This window comes from Clostridium sp. YIM B02506, from assembly GCF_022324845.1.
Taxonomy (GTDB): Bacteria; Bacillota; Clostridia; order Clostridiales; family Clostridiaceae; genus Clostridium_T; species Clostridium_T intestinale.
The window spans coordinates 17,729-41,077 of record NZ_JAKGTG010000015.1 but is presented as its reverse complement, the minus strand read 5'-3'; the positions used below and the strand labels follow the sequence as shown (position 1 = coordinate 41,077).

The window sequence follows — 23,349 nt, the reverse complement described above, 5'->3', positions numbered from 1 at the left end:
TTCCACTAAATTAATATTTGTATTAATATATGCTTTTATTCCTTATAACTAATAAATTTAGTTGTTTTTATTAGTTAGAGATATTATAAGATACAAAAAATAAGGGCTAGCAAAATAATTTGAAAATATCATTTTGCAACACCCTTATCTCATTTTAACATTCTATATTATTTCCCATAATAAACCTTTAATATTAGTTCCTTCATCTCTTCCCTAGTAGGCTTTACAGGAGTAAATGGTGTGCAGACATCGGAAAAAGCTTTGTCAATTAACAATTCTAGTTTATCTAAAATCTCTCTCTCATTAGAAATTATCTCCTTCATGCTTTCAGGTATATCTATTCTTTTTCTTAGCTCTAAAATTCCCTCAAGTAGAGATTTAGTTCCTACATAATATGCTAACTGATCATATCTCTCCTTGGTATCATTATTCCTAGAATTAAACTCTAGGACATAAGGTAAAACTACAGCATTAGCTAAGCCATGAGGTATATTATACTCTGCCCCAAATGTATGAGCTATACTATGAACAAGACCAAGTGCACAATTAGAAAAAGCAATTCCACCCATGCAAGATGCAGCTAACATCTTTCCTCTGGCCTCCATATTACTTCCATTTTCATAACACTCTGCTAAATTTTTATATCCGTTTATAAAAGAAGCTAGTGCCATAGCATCAGAATAAGGATTAGCTAATGGAGTAACATAAGACTCTATTGCATGTGTTATAGCATCCATTCCTGATGCTGCTGTAAGACTTTTAGGCATTGATACAGTAAATATTGGATCAAGAATAGCAACATCTGGAACCATTCTTCCATTCATACAACGTATAGAGTACTTTTTTTTCTTTATAGGATCTTTTATCAATGCAGCCCTTGTTGCTTCACTTCCAGTTCCTGCTGATGTAGGTATGCAGGCTATCTTAGACTTTACCCTAAGATTTTTTATTTCATTTGGAGGCATAACATCTTCAATTTCCGTATATTCTGGATTTTCATAAAATACCCACATTGCTTTTGCTGCATCCATAGCAGAACCGCCTCCAAATCCAATAATCCAGTCTGGCTCAAACTCTTTCATATCATTAGCTCCACGAAGAATGCTTTGAAAGCTTGGTTCTGCTTCAACATCAGTGTATATCTTCCACTTAAAATCTGCTTCTTCTAAAACATCTGTAACAATTTTTAAGTAGCCTATATCCTTTAATATAGTACCACTCATAACTATATAGGCCTTTTTTCTCTGTGATTCTAAATTCCGTAATCCTTTAATTGCATTTTCACCACAAAACATTTTTTCGCAACCAAATTTTATAGAATACAATATTATCATCTCCTTTATCTATGGATATTCAATACAATTCTTTATTACTTTTCCTGATGCATGTTCTCTAATAGCTACCTCTAGATCTTCAATCTTATATTCATTTTGAATGAAATCTTCACTAGATATGACTCCCATATTAAGAAGCTCCAAGGCTGTCATAACATGAAGAGGTGTAGTGTGAAAAACTCCTTTTATGGTTATCTGAGAGTAATGAAGAAGGGTAGAATCTATATTAAGAATACTATTGGACTTAGTTCCACCAAAAAGTAATACAAAACCACCCTTTCGAACCATCTTAATACTATTTTCCCACACTCCTATAATACCAGTAGCCTCAATGACTACATCTGCACCTCTCCTGTTTTCAGTTAAAGCTTTTACAGCTTCCACACTCTCTTCTAGTCCTTCAACATTTACAGTCTTCCAGACTCCTAGTTTTAAAGCTAGATCAAGTCTATTATCCATAATATCTGTTACTATTACTTTTGCACCAGACATAACTGCCAATCTTGCGAACATAAGTCCTATTGGACCAGCTCCATTAACTACTACAACATCTCCACTATGAATAGGGCAATTATCTATGCCATAGACAGCACAAGCAAAAGGTTCCATTAGAGAAGCTGTTTTATGAGAAATAGACTTATTCAAAAGAAACATATTTTGCTTAACTATTCTTTCTGGAACTCTTACATATTCTGCATAGGAACCTCTGTTAAACAACATATCTTCACACATAGACGGAAGTCCTTTTTTACAAAAATAACATTGATTACAAGGTGCTGTATTATGAACAGCAACTCTATCACCTTCTTTAAAGCCCTTTACATCTTTTCCTACAGCAGCAATCACCCCTGAGAATTCATGGCCAAATGGATGAGGTGGCTTTAATAGAGGATAACCTCTCTTAAATATTTTGACATCAGTTCCACAAGTAGTTGAAATCTTATTTTGTATTAATACATCTCCTGATCCTATCTCTGGTATAGAACACTCCTCTATACGTAAATCCTCTTCTTTATATAAAACAGCTCTTAACATATCGCCCTCTCTTTTTAATAACAATTTCCTTCTTTATTTTCTTCAACTTTTTTTGCTGGTTGTCCATATGACTTGAAACATTCCATAACATGGTCCATTTCCTTGTCGTCTAAAACAACAGGGTTTCCAACAGACATTCCACGCCACTGCATTTCAGCTACAAACTCCATATTTACAGCTAAACCAAAGGCCTTTTTAAGACTTGGTCCACAAGTTACAAGCCCGTGGTTCGCCAAAAGTACAGCCTTTCCCTTTCCGCAACTATCAATTACATTACGTGCAAGCTCTGGTGAACCAAAGGTAGCATATTCAGCACAGGGAACAGTAGATGTGCCTGCACCTCCAATTACATAGTGAACTGCTTTTAGAGGCTGATTTAGACATGCAAAGGTTGTACAATAAGTAGAATGAGTATGAACAACAGCTCTTGATTCAGGTTTTTCTTTATAAAATATGCTATGAAGATCATGCTCACTAGATGGCTTCTTATCCCCATCTATTATGTTTCCTTCCAAGTCCATAATTACAACATCTTCAGGCTTAGTTTCAAAATAGCCTACACCAGATGGACTTATAGCCATATATCCATTTTCAGGATTATATACACTTATATTTCCGCTTGTTCCTTTACTAAGACCAGATGAACTCATTAATTTTCCATATTCAACAACTTCATTTCTCTCTTTTTCCATTAACATAATTACTACTTCCTTTCTATAACTGTTTATTTAATTTATTCAAATTAACTACCATATCACTTTTACCTGTTTCCCAAAAGGCATTTATAGTTTTGGCTAATAACAATGGTGATTTTGGTAAAGCATCTACAACATTACCTGCATTGTGAGGAGTTAACGTTATATTATCAAGCTGTAACATAGGATCATCTAGTGATAATGGCTCCTCCCAGAAAACATCTAAAGCGGCACCACCAATTGTCTTATTCTCTAGTGCATTTACTAGTGAATCTTTATCTAATACACCTGCTCTAGATGTATTTATTAAATAAGCTGTTGGTTTCATCAATTTTATTAAATCTTCATTTACGAAGTTTTTTGTAGTAGGGGTTAATCTTAGATGCAATGAAATAATGTCTGAATTTTTAAATAGCTCTTCACAAGATAGCATACTAACATTAAGTCCTATGTCATCTACCTTCTCTTGAGTGACAAAAGGATCATAAGCTACAACCTTCATTCCTATACCTATACATTTTTCAGCTACTAACCTACCTATATGCCCCAATCCTACAATACCTACAGTCATATCTCTCATTGATGTAGTGTAGTTATTATTAACATAGTCTTTTCTCCAATTACCATTTTTTATAGCTAAATGAGCTCTTGCAATATTCCTTGTTTCTGCAAACATTAATCCCACAGCAAAATCTGATGTTGCCTCAGCATTACGAATACAATGAATAACTGGTATGTTTCTTTTAGTAGCAGCCTCAATATCTATATGCTCCATACCACCACGACAAGTTCCTATAAGTTTTAATTTGTTGCTCTTATCAATTAATGCTTTAGGAATTGGGCAAAAGTGTGTTAATACTATATCTGCACCTTCTATTTCTTCATATAGTTCTTGTGGAATTTCTTCTGCCTCAGGACCATTTTTTTCGATGTTTAATGCTTTCTTTTGAAAATCTTGTCTGCTATCGCTACTCCAAAGTATTTCCTTTATTATAACTTCTTCACTAATAGATAGACTCTTTGAAGCTTCTACTAAAAGCTCACAGCTTACAATACGATCCCCTATAACTAATATTTTCATATATACTCTCCTTTCATTATCACGTATAGTAATATCAACTTAAAAATAAGATACTGTTTGTCTTTATTAAAAAATCAAACAGTATCATTAATAAAACACATTTTATAGCTAGCTAATTACTGTTTGTTCTGAATCATTGGTACCTATAGCCAAGTTTTCAAGATATTGATGAACTGAAACCTTATTTTTCTTAAATAAGATGTACAATACAAGATAAACTGCTATTACAGCACCAATTATTAAAGGATTCATTGTTAAAAATGCCATTGTAATAACTCCTGCAGTGCAATTTGACATTATAAATCCTATTATTAATGTTCCTCCAGCTAAAGCTGTTATAGCAGATTCAAACCCTGCATTAGCAGCAACTTGAGTAAATGTAGCCGCCCAATAAGAGGCCATAAGAATCTTTGCTGTAAATACTATACATCCCATTACCCATGACTTCATTATATTTCCGTTTGATAAACAAACTGGAACCTCTACCATATATGGTAGTGAAGGTAAAACCATAACAGGAATAACTAAATTTCCTGGTATTAAGAAAGCTATCAATACTGCAAAAGGAATAACTAATAATCCAGTAGTAAGTGTTGCAGCTTCACCATATCCCAAGGCATCGTTTACAGAAATTATAAACTCTCTATCTTTACCATACTTGCTTTTTTTAAGGGTCTTCCTCGAATAGTCTGTTAAAGCAGTGAAACCAGATGCAAATATACCAGCTATCTTAGGGAATATAGCCATTACTGCTGAACAAGTTATTGTTACATTAGCAATTTGTCCCCAAGCTTCCATTGAAGCAAGATTAGTAAAGTTTCCAACTACTCCAAGAATAAGACCAACTATTATACCTATATACATTGGTTCTCCTAAGAATCCAATTTTTTTACGAATTGTATCAGGATCTACTTTTATTTTATCCATACCTAATTTGCTAAGAATTATATTAAGAGCAAGATACATTGGTGCATCTCCCATATGATGTGGAGCTGTCATAGCACAACCAGGGTATCTGTAATATATAGACCAACGTTTCTGTACTACTTCCGAAATTAATAGTGTCACTAAGTTTATAAAAAGCATTACTGCAAAGGCTAGAATTAAATTATTGGTAAGCTGATATATCATAGAGCCCCATACTATAATTGAATAATTGTTCCACAAATCTGAAGGCATAAAAATATCCGTCCATTTTATAAGCCATAATACAATTTGAAAAATAAGTCCTACTCCGATAAACATCATCCCTATATTAGTTGAATAAGCAACCGATGCTACAGCTTGCCAACCTATATCAAGAGCTGGAAGGCTTAATCCAGTATAATCAATAATTTGTTTAACTAATACCGAAAGAACACTTCCAAATGCACTAGTAATAAAAGCCATACCTTTTAACCCAACACCTATCAATACTGCTGAGGCAAAAGCTTTTTTTACAGGAGTTTTAAAACATAAGCAAATTATAAAAATAATTATTGGCACTGTTATATAGTTACCAAATGTGTCAAAAAAGGTTTTCAAAAAATCAAAAATTGACATTATATTCTCCCCTAACAAATTATTATTTTTTAAATTATAGACTTATTCCTTTAAGTATCTCTAATAATTTATCAATGAAATCCTCTTCATTAATACCTACTAAAAATTGTGTAGCATTTAATATTGGAATTCCATAATCACCTTCTACAGGACTTGTGTATGCTATTAAATCAAACTTACCAGATTGAATAGCAAGTGGTACTCCCCCTGGAGCAACTTCTGTTGCTTCCATAGAATATCCATTTTCCTCTAAAACGTCCTCGAGTTTTGATGAAAGCATAGCCGAACTAACAGTACCTGAACCGCAGACTGATAAAATTTTTACTGATCTCATAATAAACTCCCCTTTACATGTTATTTTTTATTTAATTCTCTTCTAAAGAGATTAAACACGCTATTACTTCTTCCTCATTTTTTGAATCTAAAATCATTTTAAGTAATTTTTCATCCTGAATAATCTTTGTCATTTTCTTTAACATATTTATTTGCATATGTGAATCAAAAACCACTAAAGGAATAATAATTTCACAATCTAAGATATTATCATCTGTTCCCATCATAGTAAATTTCACTGGTCTCTTAGGAATAATTACTGCAATACCTGGTTTGTTTACAAGTTTATTATTAGTATGAGGAATTGCAATATTAACACCTTTACCTGGAAGCCCTGTTGGGTAATTCTGTTCTCTTTCAAGAACAGCTTCTCCATAGCCTTCCTTTACATATCCATATTTATAGAATAAACCTGCTGCTAATCTAATACATTCCTCAGCTGAAGATACATCAGCATTCATAATAATTAAATTTTTATTTAATAAATTCATGTACTTTTCTCCTCTAATACTTTTTTATAATCTATAATCTATAGCATTAATAAAATATTAAATGCTACTATAAAAATGCTTATTGCCTTCACACTCTTAATTGTCTTTTTAATTCCTAGTTTTTGATATCTTATATACCTTGTAAAAATTAAGGGGTAAAAATAAACAGAAATAGCTATACATATAATTGGAGTATTTCTCCACCTGGAACTCCAATCAAATCCTAAAATGATCAAATTCAAAACAACAAAAATAAACAACATAACATACAACTTCATTCTATTATACTTATCCCACTCAATAAATTTTTTAACCTCATTCATACACTGACTACTACAGCAAGGCATTTCCTCTTTTGCCTTAGGGTTTATTATAAATTTTCTGCTAGTAGTTTTTTTGCCACAGTAAAGACAAGGAATCTCATTTATTTCTTTCCCCATAACACCACCTCCATAAAGAAATAAATATAATTAATCTATTAAGTTATTAATAAAATTTGAAATGCTTTCTAATGCTTCAACCTCATCTTCACCTTCTGTACAGAGGGTGATTTTTGTTCCTTGAACTATACCAGCTGATAAAACATTTAGTATACTCTTTGCATTAATTTTTTTATCATCAGTTTTTATAACAACATTACTTTTAAAATTAGAACATTTTTTTACTAGTTCTGATGCCGGACGAGAATGAATTCCTGTTTTATTTTTTACTGTTATTTCTCTCTCTACCATGATTTACTCCTTCACTAATTATTTTTAAATCATAAACTTATATTATTAACTTTCACAATGACCAAAAGCACAATCTGTCTATGCCTAAATTATAAGTTCAATAAAAAATATATAAAAGGGCAATAAAATTACCTATTTCATAGAACATATTGAAACTATTTAACTGGTTAAAAGTTTTCTCAAAATCGGGAAGACATTTGTTAATAAATTATATTGCAAACAGTTACAACTAAATTTGAAAGTATATTATAATAGTCTTATATCTTAGAAGGTAGTGTTATAGAGGGGAGTTCCATATGAATAATAGAGTTTATGAACTATTGGTTTTTTTAATAAACAATAAAAACAAGGAATTTCATTTATTAGAACTTGGGGATTATTTTAACGTTAATGTTCGTACTATCAGGAATCATATATCTATAATAGAGGACTTTTTAATAGATAATGACTTTCAGAATATCTTAATAAAAAATAATAGTAAGGTATCTTTCATAGGAGAAAAAGCTCACATAAATAAAATTTTAAATATTGCAGCTAAAAGTGACTTTTACGATTATAGACTTTCTTCTGATGAAAGACAGATAATAATATCTATAATGCTTTTATTATCAGATGAACCCATAACTATTGCAGATTTTGAAGATGCTCTATTTGCTAGCAGAAGCTCAATAAAAAAAGACATTTCTTTAGCAAGAAATATATTAAATAAATATGGTGTATCCTTCTCTGAGAATAAGAGATATGGTTATATTTTAGATATAGATGAAAGCACTAGAAGAAACGTCATATACAGCTTCTTAAAAGAAAAGGAGCTTTCCAATCCAAACTCTTTAGATACTTCTGGTGACATATGTCTATATTATATAAAACATCAAATTAACTTCAATTTTTATAAATCAATGGCTGAAAATGCACTTTACATTCTTGAACCTCATTTTTGTATCGCAATGACAGATATAGATTTCAATGAAATATTAATTCTTCTTTGCATAATATGCTATAGGTTAGATAAAAAAAGAATTATAGAAGATTATGTAGGAGATATTCACTCAGATGATATATTCTGTGAAATATCTGAGTATGCATTAAGACTAATTATGAATGATAGAGGGTTCTCTAAAGGAGATATTTTATACCTCGCAGATAAATTAAGATATAAAATAACTTATAAAAACAATACTCCTGTTAATCAAGAACTTATCAATTATTATATAATAGTTAACGGCTTCTTGTACAACCTATCTCAAGCTTTTAATATAAATCTTCAAGAAGAATACAAACTTCAAGAATTTTTAACAGCCCATATAGCTAGAGTTTACCATAGGATAAAAGAAGGAGATCCTTTAATAAATCCCTATAAAGATCAGCTTATTTCAACTTATCCAAAAGATTTTAAAATATTAAGAGACAATATTAACTTCTTAGAAGAAAATCTCAATGTGAGGATTAACGAAGATGAGAGCTCTTATATATTAATGCATATAGAAGCTTCATTAGAAAAAATACGTCAAAGCTTTATTATCCCTTCTGTAATTATTGTTTGTCATGTAGGTTTTGGAACATCTCATTTTTTAGCAGAAAGATTATCAAAACATTTTAAACTAAATATTTTAGAAATTATATCCTCACACAAACTTAAAGAATATATACAGAAAAGACAGCTTAATTGCGATCTAATTATTAGTACAATTCCATTAATCGGTATATCTATCCCTTGGATTCAAGTAAATCCTATTTTATCTGATGATGATATAGTTCATATCAATATACTGGTATCTGATTTCCTAAATAAAATAACTCCATATAAAGCAATAACAAAAATAGATAAAAATAAAGAATCTATGATAGATAGCTTCTCCAATGATAAATACGAAAATCTAAAAATAAAACCTACTATTTTAAAAGAGAAAACCTTTTCCTCTCTTTTAACTGACGAGTTAATTATATTAGATAAAGAGGTTGAAAATTGGAAAGAGGCAATAATTTTATCGGGAGAACCCCTTCTATGGAAAGATATAATTACACCCAATTATATTAGAGCTGTAGTCAATAATGTAATAGACAATGGTCCTTACTTTGTATTTGCACCTGGAGTTGCTATTGCCCATGCCTCTCCTAAAGATGGAGCAAAAAAGCTTGGTGCTTCTTTTGTAAGGCTAAAAAAGCCTGTAAAGTTTGGCCATAAGACTAATGATCCAATAAATATAATAATTATGATTTCTATTATAGATACTAAGAAAAATCTTAATATGCTTTTTACTACAATGAATACACTTTGTAATCCTAAAGCTTTTAATAAATTTATATCCGCTAAAGATAAAAATGATATTGTAAATATCTTTAAATATTATGAAGATAACAACGTTAAAAAAGAAGAAGCATTTAGAAGATCATAGAGTATTTAAACCTAGGGATATATTAATAATGCTAAATTGAAAAAATAAGAGCTGGGTATTAGTAGTTTTATACTAACTAATACAACAGCTCTATAATTTAACTTTTAATATAAAAAATATTACAGATAATTTAATCAATGATTCTGAATTTAGACTTATTTGTTGTTTTTAATATCAGCTATGGCAGTTTCAGCTGCTAGACGTCCTATTACAAATGATACTGTCAATCCATGTCCTAGTTGACTTGCAGTTTCTCCTCCTATATAAAGCCCTTCAATAACAGTTTTATCTTCACGTAATGCATGTGCACCTGAATCAATTAATACACCACCATTTGTTATTTGGCTTGCAGGAGAAATTTTAGCTCCATAGTATTTTGGTGTATCAATACGACTGAACATAGAATCTTTACGACCAAACTCTTCATCTTTACCTGAATCAAAATATTTTTGATAAGTATTAACCGTTTCTACTAAAGTTTGTCCATCATCTAAGCCAAGCTTTTCTGCTAGCTCTTCTAAAGTATCAGCTTCTGTAAAATAACCACTATCTTTATATTCTTGCATAAGAGCTGCATTATCTACAGATACTTGGTCAAATACTAAGTATGCATATCCAGTAGTTTGCTTAGTGATTTTTTCACCAAGTTCAGTAGTATTCGCTAATTCATTTACAAATCTTTTTCCTTCTTTGTTAACTAATATAGCTCCATTGTAACGCACATTGGTCAAAGACACTGCACCATTACCAGTATCAAATGCAACAGTTTGTGGAGATGTGACATCCATATTGCCTATACCAGCTCCTACTTCCATCGCCATAGTAATACCATCTCCAGTTGCTCCTTCACTTGCTGTCGAAGGATATCCAGCCCACTGAGGAGTATATTTTGCTACCATTTCTGCATTAGATGCAAATCCTCCTGTTGCAAGAATTACAGCCTTTGCATTTATTTTGTACTTACCTTTATCGCTTTCAATCTCAACGCCTACAGCCTTATCTCCATCCATTATAACCTTAGTTGCTTTACTATTTGTTCTGTAATCTATCTTTAATTCATCCATTCTTTTTAGTAATACAGAAACCAGCATTTTTCCCATAGCACTGCCATCTTCAGTTGTATGTTGAGAGCCATTTATAACCTTAGATAAATCAGCCCCCATATCTATAAGCCAATCAGCAGTCTTCCCTGATAAATCTGCTAATAATCTCAATGAAGGATCGTCTTCCTTTTTGCTACCTAAAAGCTTTTTATAATAATCATCGGCTGTATACACTTCACTCTCATCAACAGTTGTATCAACAGATGCTGATGAAGTAGCGTCTGTATCAGTCGCTTCCTTCTTTTTACCTAATTGTACTGAACTTCCTCCCGCATTAAATGCAGTAGATGCAAGAAGAGTAGTTCCTCCCATTTCAGGCATCTTCTCTACAAGTATAACATTCATTCCCTGTGATTTTGCTTCTATAGCAGCTGTCATTCCTGCACCACCACCACCTACGATAACAATATCTGTAGTTTCATCTTTTACTTTACTTCCACAAGAAACCATAGTACTTGTCATTAATACGCATAATAGAATTCCTAATAATTTTTTCATATTATCCCCCTTAGTATGTAAATATTGTTTAAAAATTAACAACTTGATTGTAAACCATGGGGTAACACAATAGTCAATATTTATTAATAGATTATTCATAAAAAAATTTTTCTCTTCCATAATCTATATACTAAACATAATTTAATTATTATAATTAATTATTATAAACTCTAAATTTGTACTTATATGTCGAATCATCAATTAATATTGAAGGGAGTTATCTATGTATACTATAGGAAAATTTGCACAATTACTAGGTTTGAGTATTGACACTATTCGTCACTATAAAGATATTAATATTCTTACGCCAACTCAATCACTAAACGGTTATTTTAAATATGATAATAGACAAGCACTTATTACTCTACTTACAAAAGAGCTAACTAGTTTACATATGCCATTATCAGAAATAAGACATACTATTAAAAATACCTCCTTAAATGAATTCAACTATTTTCTATGTGACAAAGAAACAGAACTTGAAGATAAAATTAAGAGACTTGAGGATGAATTGTTCCGCTTAAAAGAAACTAAAAAATACTCAAGTTTTGGTATGAAATTAATAAATTCTGTTGATGAATTTCATGGTACAACAATATATTCATTACCTATAATCACCAAAGATTCTTCAATAAAAGAATTCAATTTTATAAAAGAGTGGGTTAATTGTTTTCCATTTTCATATATATCTATATCATTATCCAAGGAGGAATTAAATGATGATACCTTTAGCAAAAAATATTCTTCAACTATCGGTATAGGAATAACAAAAAAATATTTCGATGATCTATCTTTAAGTTGTAGTAATAATGTTAAGATAACTAATGAAGGTTTATGTATTAGAACCTGCATTGCTGTAAAGGATATATTCTCTATTTCTCCTGATGATTTATCTTGTCTTACCTCTTATGCAAAATTAAAAGGATATGAATTTGTAGATAATACTTCTGGAAGATTGCTTTTTATTGAAAATGCAGACACAATCCCTATATACTATATTTTAATATGGGCTCGAGTTAAAGCTATAGATAGAAGCTAAATAATAAAAATAGAATTACCTAGCTAATAAGCAAGTAATTCTATTTTTATTTTATCATTAAATCTTAAATCTATTTACTTCTTCTATCATTTGAGTAGTCATACTATTAAGCGTTTTTGCAGCTTCGGCTACTTCTTCAGTTGAAGCATACATCTCTTCTGATGACGCTGATATCTCCTCAGATGATGCTGAAGTTTCTAATGAAATTGAAGATATTCCATCTATTCTACTTAATATAACATTTTTATCGCCTTCTATATTTTCAGCAGAGCTTTTAATACTATCAATTTTAGGTATTACTTCGCCCACAGCAGATATGATTTCTTTAAAAGATTTTGTTGAATTATCAATAATCTCAACTTGTTTCATTAATTCATCATCCATAGTTACCGAATCTTTTACTATAACATCTGAATTCTTTGATATTATATTTATTAATTTACTTATATTTTCTGCTGAATCCTTCGATTGCTCTGCTAATTTTCTTATTTCTTCTGCTACTACCGAAAAACCTTTTCCAGATACCCCAGCTCTAGCAGCCTCAATAGCAGCATTTAATGCTAGTAAGTTTGTTTGCTCTGATATACTATTGATTAAATTAGTTATTTCATTTATTTGTTTAATATTTTCTCCTAAGATTTTTATTTTATCATAAAAACTCTTAAAAGAAGTACTTACATTTATAACAGATTTATTTAATTCATTCATATCATTACTACTATTGTTTGCCATAATATTTATCTGCTTTGAATTTGAGTCTACGTCCTGAATCTCTTTAACCATTTCAGATAATTTATCACTAAATTCATTAAGTATTGTTACAATTAACATTAAGTCTTCTGATTGAGATCCTGTCCCCTTAGTGATATCAGAAATGGCTTCAGTTACATTTTCTGATACATTTGCTATCTGCTCTGATATAGCTGTTAGATTTTCAGAGCGAAAATTAATATTTTCAGAGTTATTCTTTATCTTTTTAATCATTGCTCCCAATGATTCTTGCATTACTTTCATTGAATTTGTCATATCTCCAATTTCATCTTTCAGCCTTAAATACTTGGGAGATACTTCTTTATTTAAATTTCCTTCTGATAATAGCTTTAGATGTTTAGAAGTTGATTTTATCCCTTTTGCTATAGTACTTGATATTATATAAATCATAATAAAACCTACTAGTACTAATACAGCAGCTGCTACTGATATAAGTATCAGCAATCCATCTAATTCTGATAAAATTTCTTTTTTATTTACTGTAACTCCTACGGACCATTCCCCACCATTTACTGGAGCATATCCTATTATTTTTTTAACCCCATTATACTTATATTCACCTAATCCAGTCTCTCCGACTATCATTTTTTTATAGATTTCTACAAGACTATGTAAACTTTCATCCTTCTCTGCTTTTTCTATAGCATTATTCATTTTAACTACTAAGTCACTATTAGTATTAGCAATAGTTATGCCTTTTTTATTTATCATAAATGCATACCCAGTTTCACCAACCTTAACTTCATTAGTTAATTCACTTAAATAATTTCCATCCCTAGTTTCAATTAATACTCCAACTACTTCATTATTATGTTTAATCGGAACTGCATAAATAATAATTACGCTTTCATCAGTTTTGTTTATTATTGGATCTGAAACAGTACCTTCCCCTGATAATGCTTTTTGAAAATACTCTCTATCCTTTATCTCAGCGGTTGTACCACTTGTGTTATGAGCTGATCCATTTTTATCTACAACCCCCATCCTTAAGCTTCCAATCCTTTTAGATTCCTCAGAAAGAATTGATAATTTTTTTTCTAAAGATATGTCAGGATTGCTTATTTCATCTCTAGCAGCTATCGACTCAAGTGATTTTAATTCACCTTCTATTTTACTTTCAATATTTGCAGCAGTTCTTACTGAAATATTAGGAAGTGTTTTCTCTAAATTAGATTCTAGAGAACTTTTTGCTGTTAAGAATGCCACTATTCCCATGCTTATGCATATAACTATGAACAGGGATCCCACAAATACTATTAATTTTGATTTTATACTTTTCATCATTGTCCCCCTTTGTTTAATTGTTTTTATTAAAAACAAATCAATTTTAAATCAAGGGGTAACCCCATAGTCAATGATTAATATAAAAATATTACCAAAATTTAGTTTTCATATAAACTAATTTGTTTATTTTTGGAGATTTAATAACCATTCAAAAACGATAAAAAAGTAGTAGCTTAAAATATAAAAATTGTTAGCTATCTAGAACGCCTATTCCTATCAAGATTGGTTTATGGTATAATTTTCCTATAGATAAAGTACCTGAAGAATCCCTTCAATTCCAACCCTGCCATAACTGCAATTATGACTAATATCAATGGCCTATTAATTCATTACTTACCCCATCAACCTCCTATTAAAAATGAGTAAGAGGTGATAAATTTGAATTTTGATGAAGTGGAAAGATTAGCGTTACTATCGATAAAAGGAGATATGAGAGCAAAGGAAGAATTAGCAGAAAATTTTAAACCATTTATATTAAATCTTGCAAAAAAATCTTACATTCATGGTTTTGAGTTTGAAGACATAGTTAATGAATGTTATAACAGTTTATTTAATTGCTTAAGTAGATATAACCCTGAAAAACACAGGTTTGTTGCCTATGCTACTATCTCAATAAAAAACTCAGTTGGCTTATTAATAAGATTAGCTAATAAAAGAAACGAAACTGATGGGGCAGCTACATTAATTCTTACTGATAATCTTGAACATGTAGTATCAAATGATAAGGAATTTATAGAAGATGAAGTTATCAAAAAAATTGATATTGATAACTTAAAAAAGGCAATTAGTGAGCTTAGTCACACTGAAAAGAAGCTTGTAGACTATGTTTTTCTAAAAAAACATACCTTAAAGCAGTATTCCTTGCATAGCAATCTTAACTACTCAAAAGTTGTTAATAAGAAAAATAGTATTATTAATAAATTGAAATTCAATCTAAGAAATGATATTTCAATTAGTGGTAATTAAAGCAAATTAAGCTTAAATAATCAGTAATTATGCGGAAGACAAATTGTCTTCCGCATATTAGTATCTTCTTTTAATAAAATCAGCAACATCATCAATTTCAGGAAAAAGAGTTGATTTGTTTATGGAAAAAGCATTCAACATATCAATAAAACTTTTCTTCTCCTTAATTATAAATACTTGTCTTTTTTCATTAGAATCTTTATATCTTAACTCATTTAAATCCAGCTCTTTATAGTTCTTAGATAAACCACATAATATAAATGCTCCATCCTGCTTAAGAACTCTATTATTGTTTTTAAGCGGCAATACAACTACACTACTAAGCAAATCATTTTTTTCAATCTCATCTCTAAATGCAGGCTTTTCAGATTTCACTTCCTGTAATAAAGGATGTACTTTTGTATTAAACTGTTCTTGTGACATATTTTTATCACTTGCACACTCATACATCTCTTGTTGTTTTTCATATTCAAACATAGGTAAACTTGCCAATATAGAAACAGTATCACTTTGAGGATATTTTATAGAGTTATCATCAACAGAAAAAACTACAATCTCTCCAAAAGAATCCTGATAGTTTTCGCATGCAAAATATAAGGCAACCAAAGGATTAGTTGTTATATCTAATAGCCTTGTAGGCAACCCATAATGTTGCATTTCCACAAGATATTCAAGATGAGATTTCATTTTTTCAAAACTACTTGGACACTTAATTATTAGTTCATTGTACATTTTTCTTTCACTAATCCTCCAGTTATGCCTACGCATTAATGAAGGAATTAAGATATAATTAGCTTCCGCGTGTCCCCTATAAAATAATGTTTTCCCTGGCAGTGATATTTCTCTAATATATTTAAAAAACTCTTCAATGGAAGACAAAAAATTTAACTCAACTGTTGAGTTTAGATATACTATCCCTTGAGAAATATTTACTTCACTTGACAGCTTGTACTTTTCTTTTAATGACTTCATCATTTCCTTAGTAGCTACTAAACGCTCATCAATTGTGTTTATTGACTTGTAAATCCAATTAATTAAAGCCTGCGCTTCCTCAAATTTCATAAAGTCAGCATTTCCATAATTCCTCATAGCTTTGGAATTAATAAATGCATCAAGAGCTTTCTCAATATCCTTTGCTTCAACGAATTTGCTCCTATATAGTTCAGTAAATGGAGAATCTATATTCTTTAATATTTGCAGCATTGAATCTTTGCTAATCTTGCCAGATATATAACGATTCATATCACAGTATCCATCAGTAATAAGTTTTTCTCCACATACTAAATAGAATGCTTTTTCCACAAATGGATTAGTATATATTTTTTCAAAGAAAATAAAGAACAAAATAGCACCCTCCTAAACTAACCAAAATATTTAAACTTAACTACTTACACTTATTTCTATTTTACAGTAACTGTTTCCATATTTCTACATACATTATATAAAACTGTGGAGGTCTGTTAGGGTTTATTCTGGTGATTCATTTTTCACTTCCCTATTTTAGTCAATAAGGCGTCCATTATCATTCCACGAACCATACATCTTATCTTGTTTAGTATTTTCTATAAACTTATCCAATCTCTTCATAAATAATTCATGTTGGTTTTTCACCTGTTGTATTGTATCTATTCGTACTCTTCTATAAAGCTCAGGGAAATTCATAAAATTTTTATATACTAACTCATCTTCTTTCAACTTTTCCTCTATAAACTTATCAATAACAAAAGAATTACTACTCATATCAGGTAAGACCTTTCTTCCTTCATCAGTCATAAGTCCAAGTTTCTCAAGACGCCTTACACGTTCTTTATTCAATTCTGTCCATGAACTTTTTTTACTTCTAGGAGATAGTCGTTGAACAAGCTGATTTTCTGAATTTTTCTTTTTAATTCCATCAATCCACCCAAAACATAAAGCCTCTTCAACTACATCCAGATATAATAATGTATCTGATTTAGGCACAATACTAACCACTACCCAACAACTTGTTTCAATTGAACTGTTATCTTTCAACCAAATTCTTAGTTCTTCCCTTGTCCTTACATTAAGTAAACCTTCTATATTTATGATTAACTCACTCCTTTTGTTTTCTTATTATTAGTATATCAACAAAACCCTGACAACCACTGTCATTTTTATAAAGAATTAGCCCCATCAAAATCTTAAAAGAGTTTGATGGGGCTAAAAATGACTCTAATGAAGCTTTGAAGACCAAGCTTCTACAGGAATAAGGGTTACAATCTCAAAAGTTCAAATTTATTTTCTTTTGAAACTCTATAGGTCTGTGTATCAATTACTTGTCCTATAGCATTTCCTACATCATATAAAGCTTCATCTGTAGCATCTTCAGATATTTTTGAATATCTTTGCTTCTTGTAGACATCTTTTCCTTCTTTATCTAATCCGCTTTTATATTCTACAACTAAAGCTAATGAAGTTAAAATTGATTCTGTCATATGACTCGCCTCCTTTCATTTTAAATAGAATTTTTGATTATTTACTTAACTCTTATTTTTTGACCAGGATATATTAAATCTGGATTCTCAATATTATTTAGAGCTATGATGTCTTTTACCGTTGTGAAATAAATCTTTGATAATGTCCATAAGTTATCCCCTTTTTTTACTACATGATATAGCCCCTCTTCTTTTGCCTGATTGCTTTCTTCATTATGGATATTAAAAGCCTTTTTAATTCCTCTAAAAATTGCAGCCGCCATAGCTTCAGAGTTATAAATTTGCATATCATGTTCACTATCACAAAAGGCACATTCAATAAGCATTGCAGGCATACTAGTATTCTTTAATACAAAGAGATCATCCCTAATTTTTACCCCTCTATCCCTAAACCCTAAAGAAACAATCTCTGGAAGTATTACTTTTGCAATATCTATCCCCTTACTACCTGGATAACAAAGAATCTCACATCCTTGAGCTCCTGGAAAAGCATTATGATGAATAGATACAAAGAAATCCGCATTATGATTATTAGCTATAGCTACTCTCTTGTTTAAAGAGTCATAAAGACTTGAAGCACTACTAGGTAAACATTTAATAACCTCAATACCTGCACTTAAGCATTTCTCAATTAGTTTAGTGCCTACCTCAAGATTTAACTTATCCTCTGACTTAATCCCAGATGCCCCTAGGTCATAACTGCAATTATGACCAATATCAATGGCTAGTTTTAATACATTACTCAATCTATCAACCTCCTTACAGAATATATATGTAACTTTCCAAAAAATTGCTAAGTTAAAAGAGGATAAAATTGAAATTAATTTAAGTAGAAATATAGTGTCCATTCCCATTTAAAACGGCTAATAATTAGAAAATAACTCTAATTCAATTAATCTCAAAGCAAAAAAATAAGGCATAGAGTGAAAACTCTATACCTTAAATGATTTTAACAGCATTTCTATGCCCAGGTAAAATTGCTGAAACACAAAGACTAAGCTTGCTATTTTTCTAAATAAATACGTCAATGATTTCTCATTATTTTTACTTTTTTGCTTTAACTCTTCCTACAATAAACTTTTCTTCTCTCTTTTTAAAGGTAATTGGATCTTCATAAGTTTTCGTTTCATCTTTCTTACTAGTTAAATAATTTATTTTCACTAAATAGTTCATTAATGCTCTATTATAGTCAGTATCATTTAACGTAGCGTTGTGACTATTTTCTCTATTTGCTAGAGCTCTATAGTCCCCTCCAAATTCCTCAAATTTCGCTGCAAGTTCATCATGCGAATATACATTTATTTGATTTAAAAACAACTCATAACGATTTTCTTGTGGTAATAAACTCCATGATACTTCTACTATACTCTTATTAACCGATATCTTTATCTTGCGTATAGCATGAGCAATTTTTACTGTAATAATACTTTCATCAATTATTTTAATAATATTAAGTTTCTCTTCATCAGATAATTCATCTACACACATTAATTCCTCAACATCTTGTACTTCTATCTCAAATTCACCAAGATTAGTTAAGAATATATCCTTATTTTTTAATATGAATTCTATTAGCAATTCATTGTGATATTTTTTCATTTCTACGTATCTTTCTGGAGTCAAAATAAAGTAAGAATAATCAAGCATGATTTTAATCTGATCTTTTGTAAATTCTGAAAAAGTATTTGTAAATTCTGAAACCTTAAACTTTTCAATGAATTTTCGATATACATTCAAATCTATCTTTTGAATTAATATAGTTTTTACAAACTCATCATTTACAAACTCTGAGTCTGTGCAATTAATCAGTATGTCTATATTTTTTTCTATAAAACTAAGTAAATTGAAGCTTATAGCAAACTGTTCCCAATATGTAATAATATTTCCCCAACAGGCTACCACTTTTCCTGTATCAAAAAATGCATTCCAAATAGCTTTTACAGCATTTCTTGATTCTTCATCGTCTTCTATATTTTCTATACAACATTCTGTGAAATGTTGTAATAAAATATTTTCTTTTTGAACAACCTGTACACTTAACTCTGGATTTGTGTATATTTTTTTCAAGATTGAAATTACTGTTTCAATAGATTCATCTGTATTACTATCTAAACCAAGAACAATATTATTAACATAGTCAACAAAATTTTCATCAATATAATCCATTAATTGCTGATATTCAAGATTTCTAAGTACAGTATAATTTGCAGAATCTAATAGTCCCACTTCCTCTGGATTTTTTAAATTTACTATATTTCTAATCATATCTATATTTATTTCATAATATTTATTATCAAAAATAAAATTTAATAATTCTTCTGATACTCCATCGCAATTTAATGCTTTAAATATAATATCAAATTTTTCAATAAGATTCTTGATATTTAACGCCCTTACTTCTATTAACTTTTGTAGAATATCAGCATTTTCTAACATAAATTGCTTAACAGAAGATTCACTATTCATTTTCTCTATTTGTTCAATATCTACATTATTAAGAATTAATTTAAAATAAAATATCCTTCTATCATATGTTAAAGTTGGCTCATTATATATGTAGTTCCACATGCCTTTCCAAGAATTTGCGAGAAGTTCAACAAACAAATCTTGTTTTTCTGTTCTATCTATAAACTCATTAATAAACTTCCAGCTGCTTTTATTCTTATCTGATAATTGATGCATAAATGATTTGCATTGTAAACTATTTGAATTATTTTTCAATAAATATTCTAATAAATCAAAATTATATATTTCTTTCTGATCAAACTCGTAGTCAAGAAGTCTATCTATGATCTGACCAGTCTTTGTTAATGTGTATCCATAGTCCATTGTTTCATGATTTCGCACCCCTAGAATAAAATTCATATCATCCTTAGTAATGCTATTTGGATGGAAATAATTCATATAATTTGCATAAGTTTCATCTAAGTACCCATTTCTTAAAAGAAAAACTAATAGTTTATTCTTTCTTACTTCATCAGATAATACGATTTCAGCACTATTTTTTTCAATAAGTTGCTGCAATGACAGTGTTTTAATGCAATGAACATCATTTTCTAGTTCCCGAATTCGTTTCTTAATTTCATTCTGACGCTCTGGAATACTATTTTTTAAATATTTATACCTATCAATATATCCTATATTATTTCCACTTGCTTTTGTAATTGTTTCTATATTATCTATTGTTAAGTAATCTTGTGAATATTCATTATAATGGTAATAAACTCTAATTTGTGTGTTTACTAAAATATTGATATCAAAATCGTCTCTCATAACATCATTATAGTTATAATATCTGCCATTAACATAAATTTGCCATACTGGTCCCCTACTATCTGACAAGTAGAACAACATAGCTGCTTTAAGTTCTTTGATACTAGCTAAAGTATCTAATTCTATTGCTTCTAAATTTTGAACTAAATTTTCTTTTTCATCTTCAAGTGCTTTTGCCTTTTTGTCAATAAAATCTTTTTTATCATCAAATGCTTTTTTTACAATTCCTTTTTCTAACTGCAAATCAGCAAAATTTTTAGGATACAAATTTTTAAATATCATAAGAGACATCATTAATTCATCCAATAAATTCAATTCTTGTTTTGTACTTAATGTATTTTTAAATATAACAAATTCATTATAAACATTTCTGAGCATACGCATATCTTCTATATATGGCGAAATCTGCGTCACGTACTTTGAGCTAATATTATATTTATATATATCTTTTCCGCTTTCATCTTCACCATTCTTTAGGCGTTTTAAAAAAATCTCTCCAGAATTTGTTGAATTAATAATTGGTATTATTGGAATAATAAAGTCAAAGAATTTTGTTCTATCTTTGTCAATAAACATATCATCCTTAATTGCATACACAAACACAATTCTACGTTTAATCATCTCATAGTTATTAAGAATTGTATTTAATTCCCGTAACTTAATAAATATCTTAGAACTTTGAAATCTATCTAAGTCTTCAATGAAAACTATATTAAAATCCGTTGCTTCGAAAAAATAGACAATTTCATCCATATTTTTATTAAAAATAGATTCCTTATTTTCTTCTTTTTCTGCTATAGAAGTCTTACCCGAAAAATTCAATTCTTTCACTTTATATTTTGATGAAAGCCACCAAAAGAAATGAGTAAACGTCTTTAAAGTTAATACAAACAAACCTAAAGCAATCAAAAATGTCCATTTTAAATCTACTTTCAACCAATTACTTGTATTGGTTAAAATATTCATTACGTACATAAAACTATCAGGACTAAAAAAAGATATTGTTCCAGCTGTAATTATTATTACTATAAAAAAATTGCTAAAAATCTTAGCCTTGCTAACATTATGAAGCTTACGATACCTACTTTGAGGAATTTTCTTATAATCCACTTTGTAAAAAAGCTGCTTTAAAATACCTTCTTCAATCTTTTCTTCTCCCCCCATATCTACAAGTGTTTGTTGTACTTCACCATTTTTATCCTTCTTATCTTCTAAAAATGATGCCAATGAAATATTTATACTTTTCATACTCGGATGTTTTTTTATGTATGCTCGAATTATACTACTTTTACCTGAACCATATGGTCCTGCTAGTGCAATATTAAAGACTTTTTCATCTTTTAATGCCCAATCCAAAGCATTAAAATACTCCTCACCATTTTCTATTTCCTCTACCGGCGCTAAATTTTCAAAATCCATATCAGCTAAGTTTTTTGTATTTAGTTCTAGTTTGTCTTTAAGTTTGTTATAATTATCACTAAATTTATCTATGCTACCAGACACAAATTTCTCAATATTTAACCATATTAATTTAAGTAACGACTCCCTTTTATCCATATTTCAACTCCTTTTTGACTATTCCTTTTAAAGTTTCTAAAGTAAATCTATAGACTATTTTTTGCACTACAGCATTGCAAGTACAACAACAGTTTTTTATTACATTTAAGCTATATTATTACATATTTTTCTTTAACTTTCATCTTTTTTATTTTACTCTTATATATTTTAACATCTGCCTTTTTATTAAATCATTAATAGAGAGTATCTTTTAAACATCTTTTCAATAATCATAGAAATAATAACTTAAACTCAGATTATACTAATCATTACTTTTGTTATTTTCCTCTACAACTTTACTATTCTATTCCATGTTTTATTAACTTCTTTCATTGTTGTCTTAAGAAATATCACTAAAAACTCATTGCCATCATTCGGATTATAAAATCAGTTTTTCTAATACTTTTTTTTAAATTTTTGCTTAACTTTTTAAAATTAATCACATTCCCCTTGTCTAAAATCATCATTTATTCTCTTTAACATATTTTCTTTGTTTAATGTTAGTGCCAAGTTAAATTCTCCTAAAATTTCTACGTTAACTAAGCAACTTAATGTACTCTTATGTTTATATACATAAACTTTCAATAAAAACAGATGCCCTAAAGCATCTATAGAGAAAATGATTTTAATAAAGCTCTTTAGAGCTTCTACAGTATTAAGAGGTGTAAAATTTAAAACTCCCCACAACCTTAGTAGCCCTTTAATAATAATTTTTTATTAACTTCTTCAACTCCTTCACAAATCTTTTTAAGATTACAAAGACT

General features: G+C 29.6%; 20 protein-coding genes. 3 read left to right on the top strand and 17 right to left on the bottom strand.

Annotation, left to right across the window (positions count from 1 at the left end; all coding sequences use genetic code 11):
- Positions 1 to 167: 167 nt before the first annotated feature.
- The 9 genes from L1S49_RS12600 to L1S49_RS12560 form a co-directional block, all read right to left on the bottom strand.
- Complete coding sequence (locus L1S49_RS12600) at positions 168 to 1,325, bottom strand: iron-containing alcohol dehydrogenase (protein WP_343073977.1); 1,158 nt, start codon at positions 1,323 to 1,325, stop codon at positions 168 to 170.
- 18 nt (positions 1,326 to 1,343) lie between these two features.
- Positions 1,344 to 2,369 (bottom strand): alcohol dehydrogenase catalytic domain-containing protein, encoded by a 1,026-nt coding sequence (locus tag L1S49_RS12595; RefSeq protein ID WP_238905003.1) that lies wholly within the window; start codon positions 2,367 to 2,369, stop codon positions 1,344 to 1,346.
- 14 nt (positions 2,370 to 2,383) lie between these two features.
- Complete coding sequence (locus L1S49_RS12590) at positions 2,384 to 3,067, bottom strand: L-fuculose-phosphate aldolase (protein WP_238905001.1); 684 nt, start codon at positions 3,065 to 3,067, stop codon at positions 2,384 to 2,386.
- A 16-nt stretch (positions 3,068 to 3,083) separates the two neighbouring features.
- The gene (locus L1S49_RS12585) at positions 3,084 to 4,145 is read right to left on the bottom strand and encodes a 2-hydroxyacid dehydrogenase (protein ID WP_238904999.1); all 1,062 of its coding nucleotides are present in this window, start codon (positions 4,143 to 4,145) and stop codon (positions 3,084 to 3,086) included.
- Positions 4,146 to 4,253: 108 nt separating this feature from the next.
- Positions 4,254 to 5,687 (bottom strand): PTS transporter subunit IIC, encoded by a 1,434-nt coding sequence (locus L1S49_RS12580; RefSeq protein ID WP_238904997.1) that lies wholly within the window; start codon positions 5,685 to 5,687, stop codon positions 4,254 to 4,256.
- 34 nt (positions 5,688 to 5,721) lie between these two features.
- Positions 5,722 to 6,021 (bottom strand): PTS fructose transporter subunit IIB, encoded by a 300-nt coding sequence (locus tag L1S49_RS12575; RefSeq protein ID WP_238904995.1) that lies wholly within the window; start codon positions 6,019 to 6,021, stop codon positions 5,722 to 5,724.
- A gap of 31 nt (positions 6,022 to 6,052) precedes the next feature.
- A complete protein-coding gene (locus L1S49_RS12570; RefSeq protein ID WP_238904993.1) occupies positions 6,053 to 6,511 on the bottom strand; it encodes a PTS sugar transporter subunit IIA in 459 nt (152 codons plus the stop codon).
- Between the two features lie 38 nt (positions 6,512 to 6,549).
- Positions 6,550 to 6,951, bottom strand: a complete 402-nt coding sequence (locus L1S49_RS12565) for a hypothetical protein (RefSeq protein ID WP_238904991.1) — start codon at positions 6,949 to 6,951, stop codon at positions 6,550 to 6,552.
- A 30-nt stretch (positions 6,952 to 6,981) separates the two neighbouring features.
- Entirely contained in the window at positions 6,982 to 7,242 is a 261-nt protein-coding gene (locus tag L1S49_RS12560; RefSeq protein WP_238904989.1) for an HPr family phosphocarrier protein, read from the bottom strand.
- A gap of 296 nt (positions 7,243 to 7,538) precedes the next feature.
- Between L1S49_RS12560 and L1S49_RS12555 the strand changes: the two genes are divergently transcribed.
- Complete coding sequence (locus L1S49_RS12555) at positions 7,539 to 9,638, top strand: PTS sugar transporter subunit IIA (RefSeq protein WP_238904987.1); 2,100 nt, start codon at positions 7,539 to 7,541, stop codon at positions 9,636 to 9,638.
- Positions 9,639 to 9,793: 155 nt separating this feature from the next.
- On the opposite strand, the gene L1S49_RS12550 is transcribed toward L1S49_RS12555, so the two are convergent.
- A complete protein-coding gene (locus L1S49_RS12550) occupies positions 9,794 to 11,239 on the bottom strand; it encodes an FAD-dependent oxidoreductase (protein ID WP_275299592.1) in 1,446 nt (481 codons plus the stop codon).
- Between the two features lie 223 nt (positions 11,240 to 11,462).
- Between L1S49_RS12550 and L1S49_RS12545 the strand changes: the two genes are divergently transcribed.
- Positions 11,463 to 12,278, top strand: coding sequence for a MerR family transcriptional regulator (locus L1S49_RS12545; RefSeq protein ID WP_238904985.1), 816 nt, complete (start codon positions 11,463 to 11,465; stop codon positions 12,276 to 12,278).
- Between the two features lie 57 nt (positions 12,279 to 12,335).
- On the opposite strand, the gene L1S49_RS12540 is transcribed toward L1S49_RS12545, so the two are convergent.
- Complete coding sequence (locus L1S49_RS12540) at positions 12,336 to 14,330, bottom strand: methyl-accepting chemotaxis protein (protein ID WP_238904983.1); 1,995 nt, start codon at positions 14,328 to 14,330, stop codon at positions 12,336 to 12,338.
- Positions 14,331 to 14,711: 381 nt separating this feature from the next.
- Between L1S49_RS12540 and L1S49_RS12535 the strand changes: the two genes are divergently transcribed.
- Entirely contained in the window at positions 14,712 to 15,299 is a 588-nt protein-coding gene (locus L1S49_RS12535; protein WP_238904981.1) for a sigma-70 family RNA polymerase sigma factor, read from the top strand.
- A 57-nt stretch (positions 15,300 to 15,356) separates the two neighbouring features.
- Here L1S49_RS12535 and L1S49_RS12530 read toward each other — a convergent pair whose 3' ends face one another.
- The 6 genes from L1S49_RS12530 to L1S49_RS12505 all read right to left on the bottom strand — a co-directional run bounded on the left by L1S49_RS12530 (position 15,357) and on the right by L1S49_RS12505 (position 23,272).
- Entirely contained in the window at positions 15,357 to 16,643 is a 1,287-nt protein-coding gene (locus tag L1S49_RS12530; protein WP_238904979.1) for an FRG domain-containing protein, read from the bottom strand.
- A gap of 156 nt (positions 16,644 to 16,799) precedes the next feature.
- Positions 16,800 to 17,312, bottom strand: coding sequence for a YdeI/OmpD-associated family protein (locus L1S49_RS12525; RefSeq protein WP_238904977.1), 513 nt, complete (start codon positions 17,310 to 17,312; stop codon positions 16,800 to 16,802).
- A 221-nt stretch (positions 17,313 to 17,533) separates the two neighbouring features.
- Complete coding sequence (locus L1S49_RS12520) at positions 17,534 to 17,755, bottom strand: DUF1659 domain-containing protein (RefSeq protein ID WP_073017549.1); 222 nt, start codon at positions 17,753 to 17,755, stop codon at positions 17,534 to 17,536.
- A gap of 41 nt (positions 17,756 to 17,796) precedes the next feature.
- Positions 17,797 to 18,501: an N-acetylmuramoyl-L-alanine amidase gene (locus tag L1S49_RS12515; RefSeq protein ID WP_238904975.1), complete on the bottom strand. Its 705-nt coding sequence runs from the start codon at positions 18,499 to 18,501 to the stop codon at positions 17,797 to 17,799.
- 298 nt (positions 18,502 to 18,799) lie between these two features.
- Positions 18,800 to 22,585, bottom strand: a complete 3,786-nt coding sequence (locus L1S49_RS12510; RefSeq protein ID WP_238904973.1) for a hypothetical protein — start codon at positions 22,583 to 22,585, stop codon at positions 18,800 to 18,802.
- A gap of 435 nt (positions 22,586 to 23,020) precedes the next feature.
- Positions 23,021 to 23,272 carry a hypothetical protein gene (locus L1S49_RS12505; protein ID WP_238904971.1) on the bottom strand — a complete coding sequence of 84 codons (252 nt, stop codon included), beginning with the start codon at positions 23,270 to 23,272 and terminating at the stop codon, positions 23,021 to 23,023.
- Between the last annotated feature and the right edge of the window lie 77 nt (positions 23,273 to 23,349).

Excerpts from the sequence above, each read along its gene's own strand:
- L1S49_RS12595 (WP_238905003.1), bottom strand. The coding sequence starts at position 2,369 with ATGTTAAGAGCTGTTTTATATAAAGAAGAGGATTTACGTATAGAGGAG.
- L1S49_RS12590 (WP_238905001.1), bottom strand. The coding sequence starts at position 3,067 with ATGTTAATGGAAAAAGAGAGAAATGAAGTTGTTGAATATGGAAAATTA.
- L1S49_RS12585 (WP_238904999.1), bottom strand. The coding sequence starts at position 4,145 with ATGAAAATATTAGTTATAGGGGATCGTATTGTAAGCTGTGAGCTTTTA.
- L1S49_RS12580 (WP_238904997.1), bottom strand. The coding sequence starts at position 5,687 with ATGTCAATTTTTGATTTTTTGAAAACCTTTTTTGACACATTTGGTAAC.
- L1S49_RS12575 (WP_238904995.1), bottom strand. The coding sequence starts at position 6,021 with ATGAGATCAGTAAAAATTTTATCAGTCTGCGGTTCAGGTACTGTTAGT.
- L1S49_RS12570 (WP_238904993.1), bottom strand. The coding sequence starts at position 6,511 with ATGAATTTATTAAATAAAAATTTAATTATTATGAATGCTGATGTATCT.
- L1S49_RS12565 (WP_238904991.1), bottom strand. The coding sequence starts at position 6,951 with ATGGGGAAAGAAATAAATGAGATTCCTTGTCTTTACTGTGGCAAAAAA.
- L1S49_RS12560 (WP_238904989.1), bottom strand. The coding sequence starts at position 7,242 with ATGGTAGAGAGAGAAATAACAGTAAAAAATAAAACAGGAATTCATTCT.
- L1S49_RS12555 (WP_238904987.1), top strand. The coding sequence starts at position 7,539 with ATGAATAATAGAGTTTATGAACTATTGGTTTTTTTAATAAACAATAAA.
- L1S49_RS12550 (WP_275299592.1), bottom strand. The coding sequence starts at position 11,239 with ATGAAAAAATTATTAGGAATTCTATTATGCGTATTAATGACAAGTACT.
- L1S49_RS12545 (WP_238904985.1), top strand. The coding sequence starts at position 11,463 with ATGTATACTATAGGAAAATTTGCACAATTACTAGGTTTGAGTATTGAC.
- L1S49_RS12540 (WP_238904983.1), bottom strand. The coding sequence starts at position 14,330 with ATGAAAAGTATAAAATCAAAATTAATAGTATTTGTGGGATCCCTGTTC.
- L1S49_RS12520 (WP_073017549.1), bottom strand. The coding sequence starts at position 17,755 with ATGACAGAATCAATTTTAACTTCATTAGCTTTAGTTGTAGAATATAAA.
- L1S49_RS12510 (WP_238904973.1), bottom strand. The coding sequence starts at position 22,585 with ATGGATAAAAGGGAGTCGTTACTTAAATTAATATGGTTAAATATTGAG.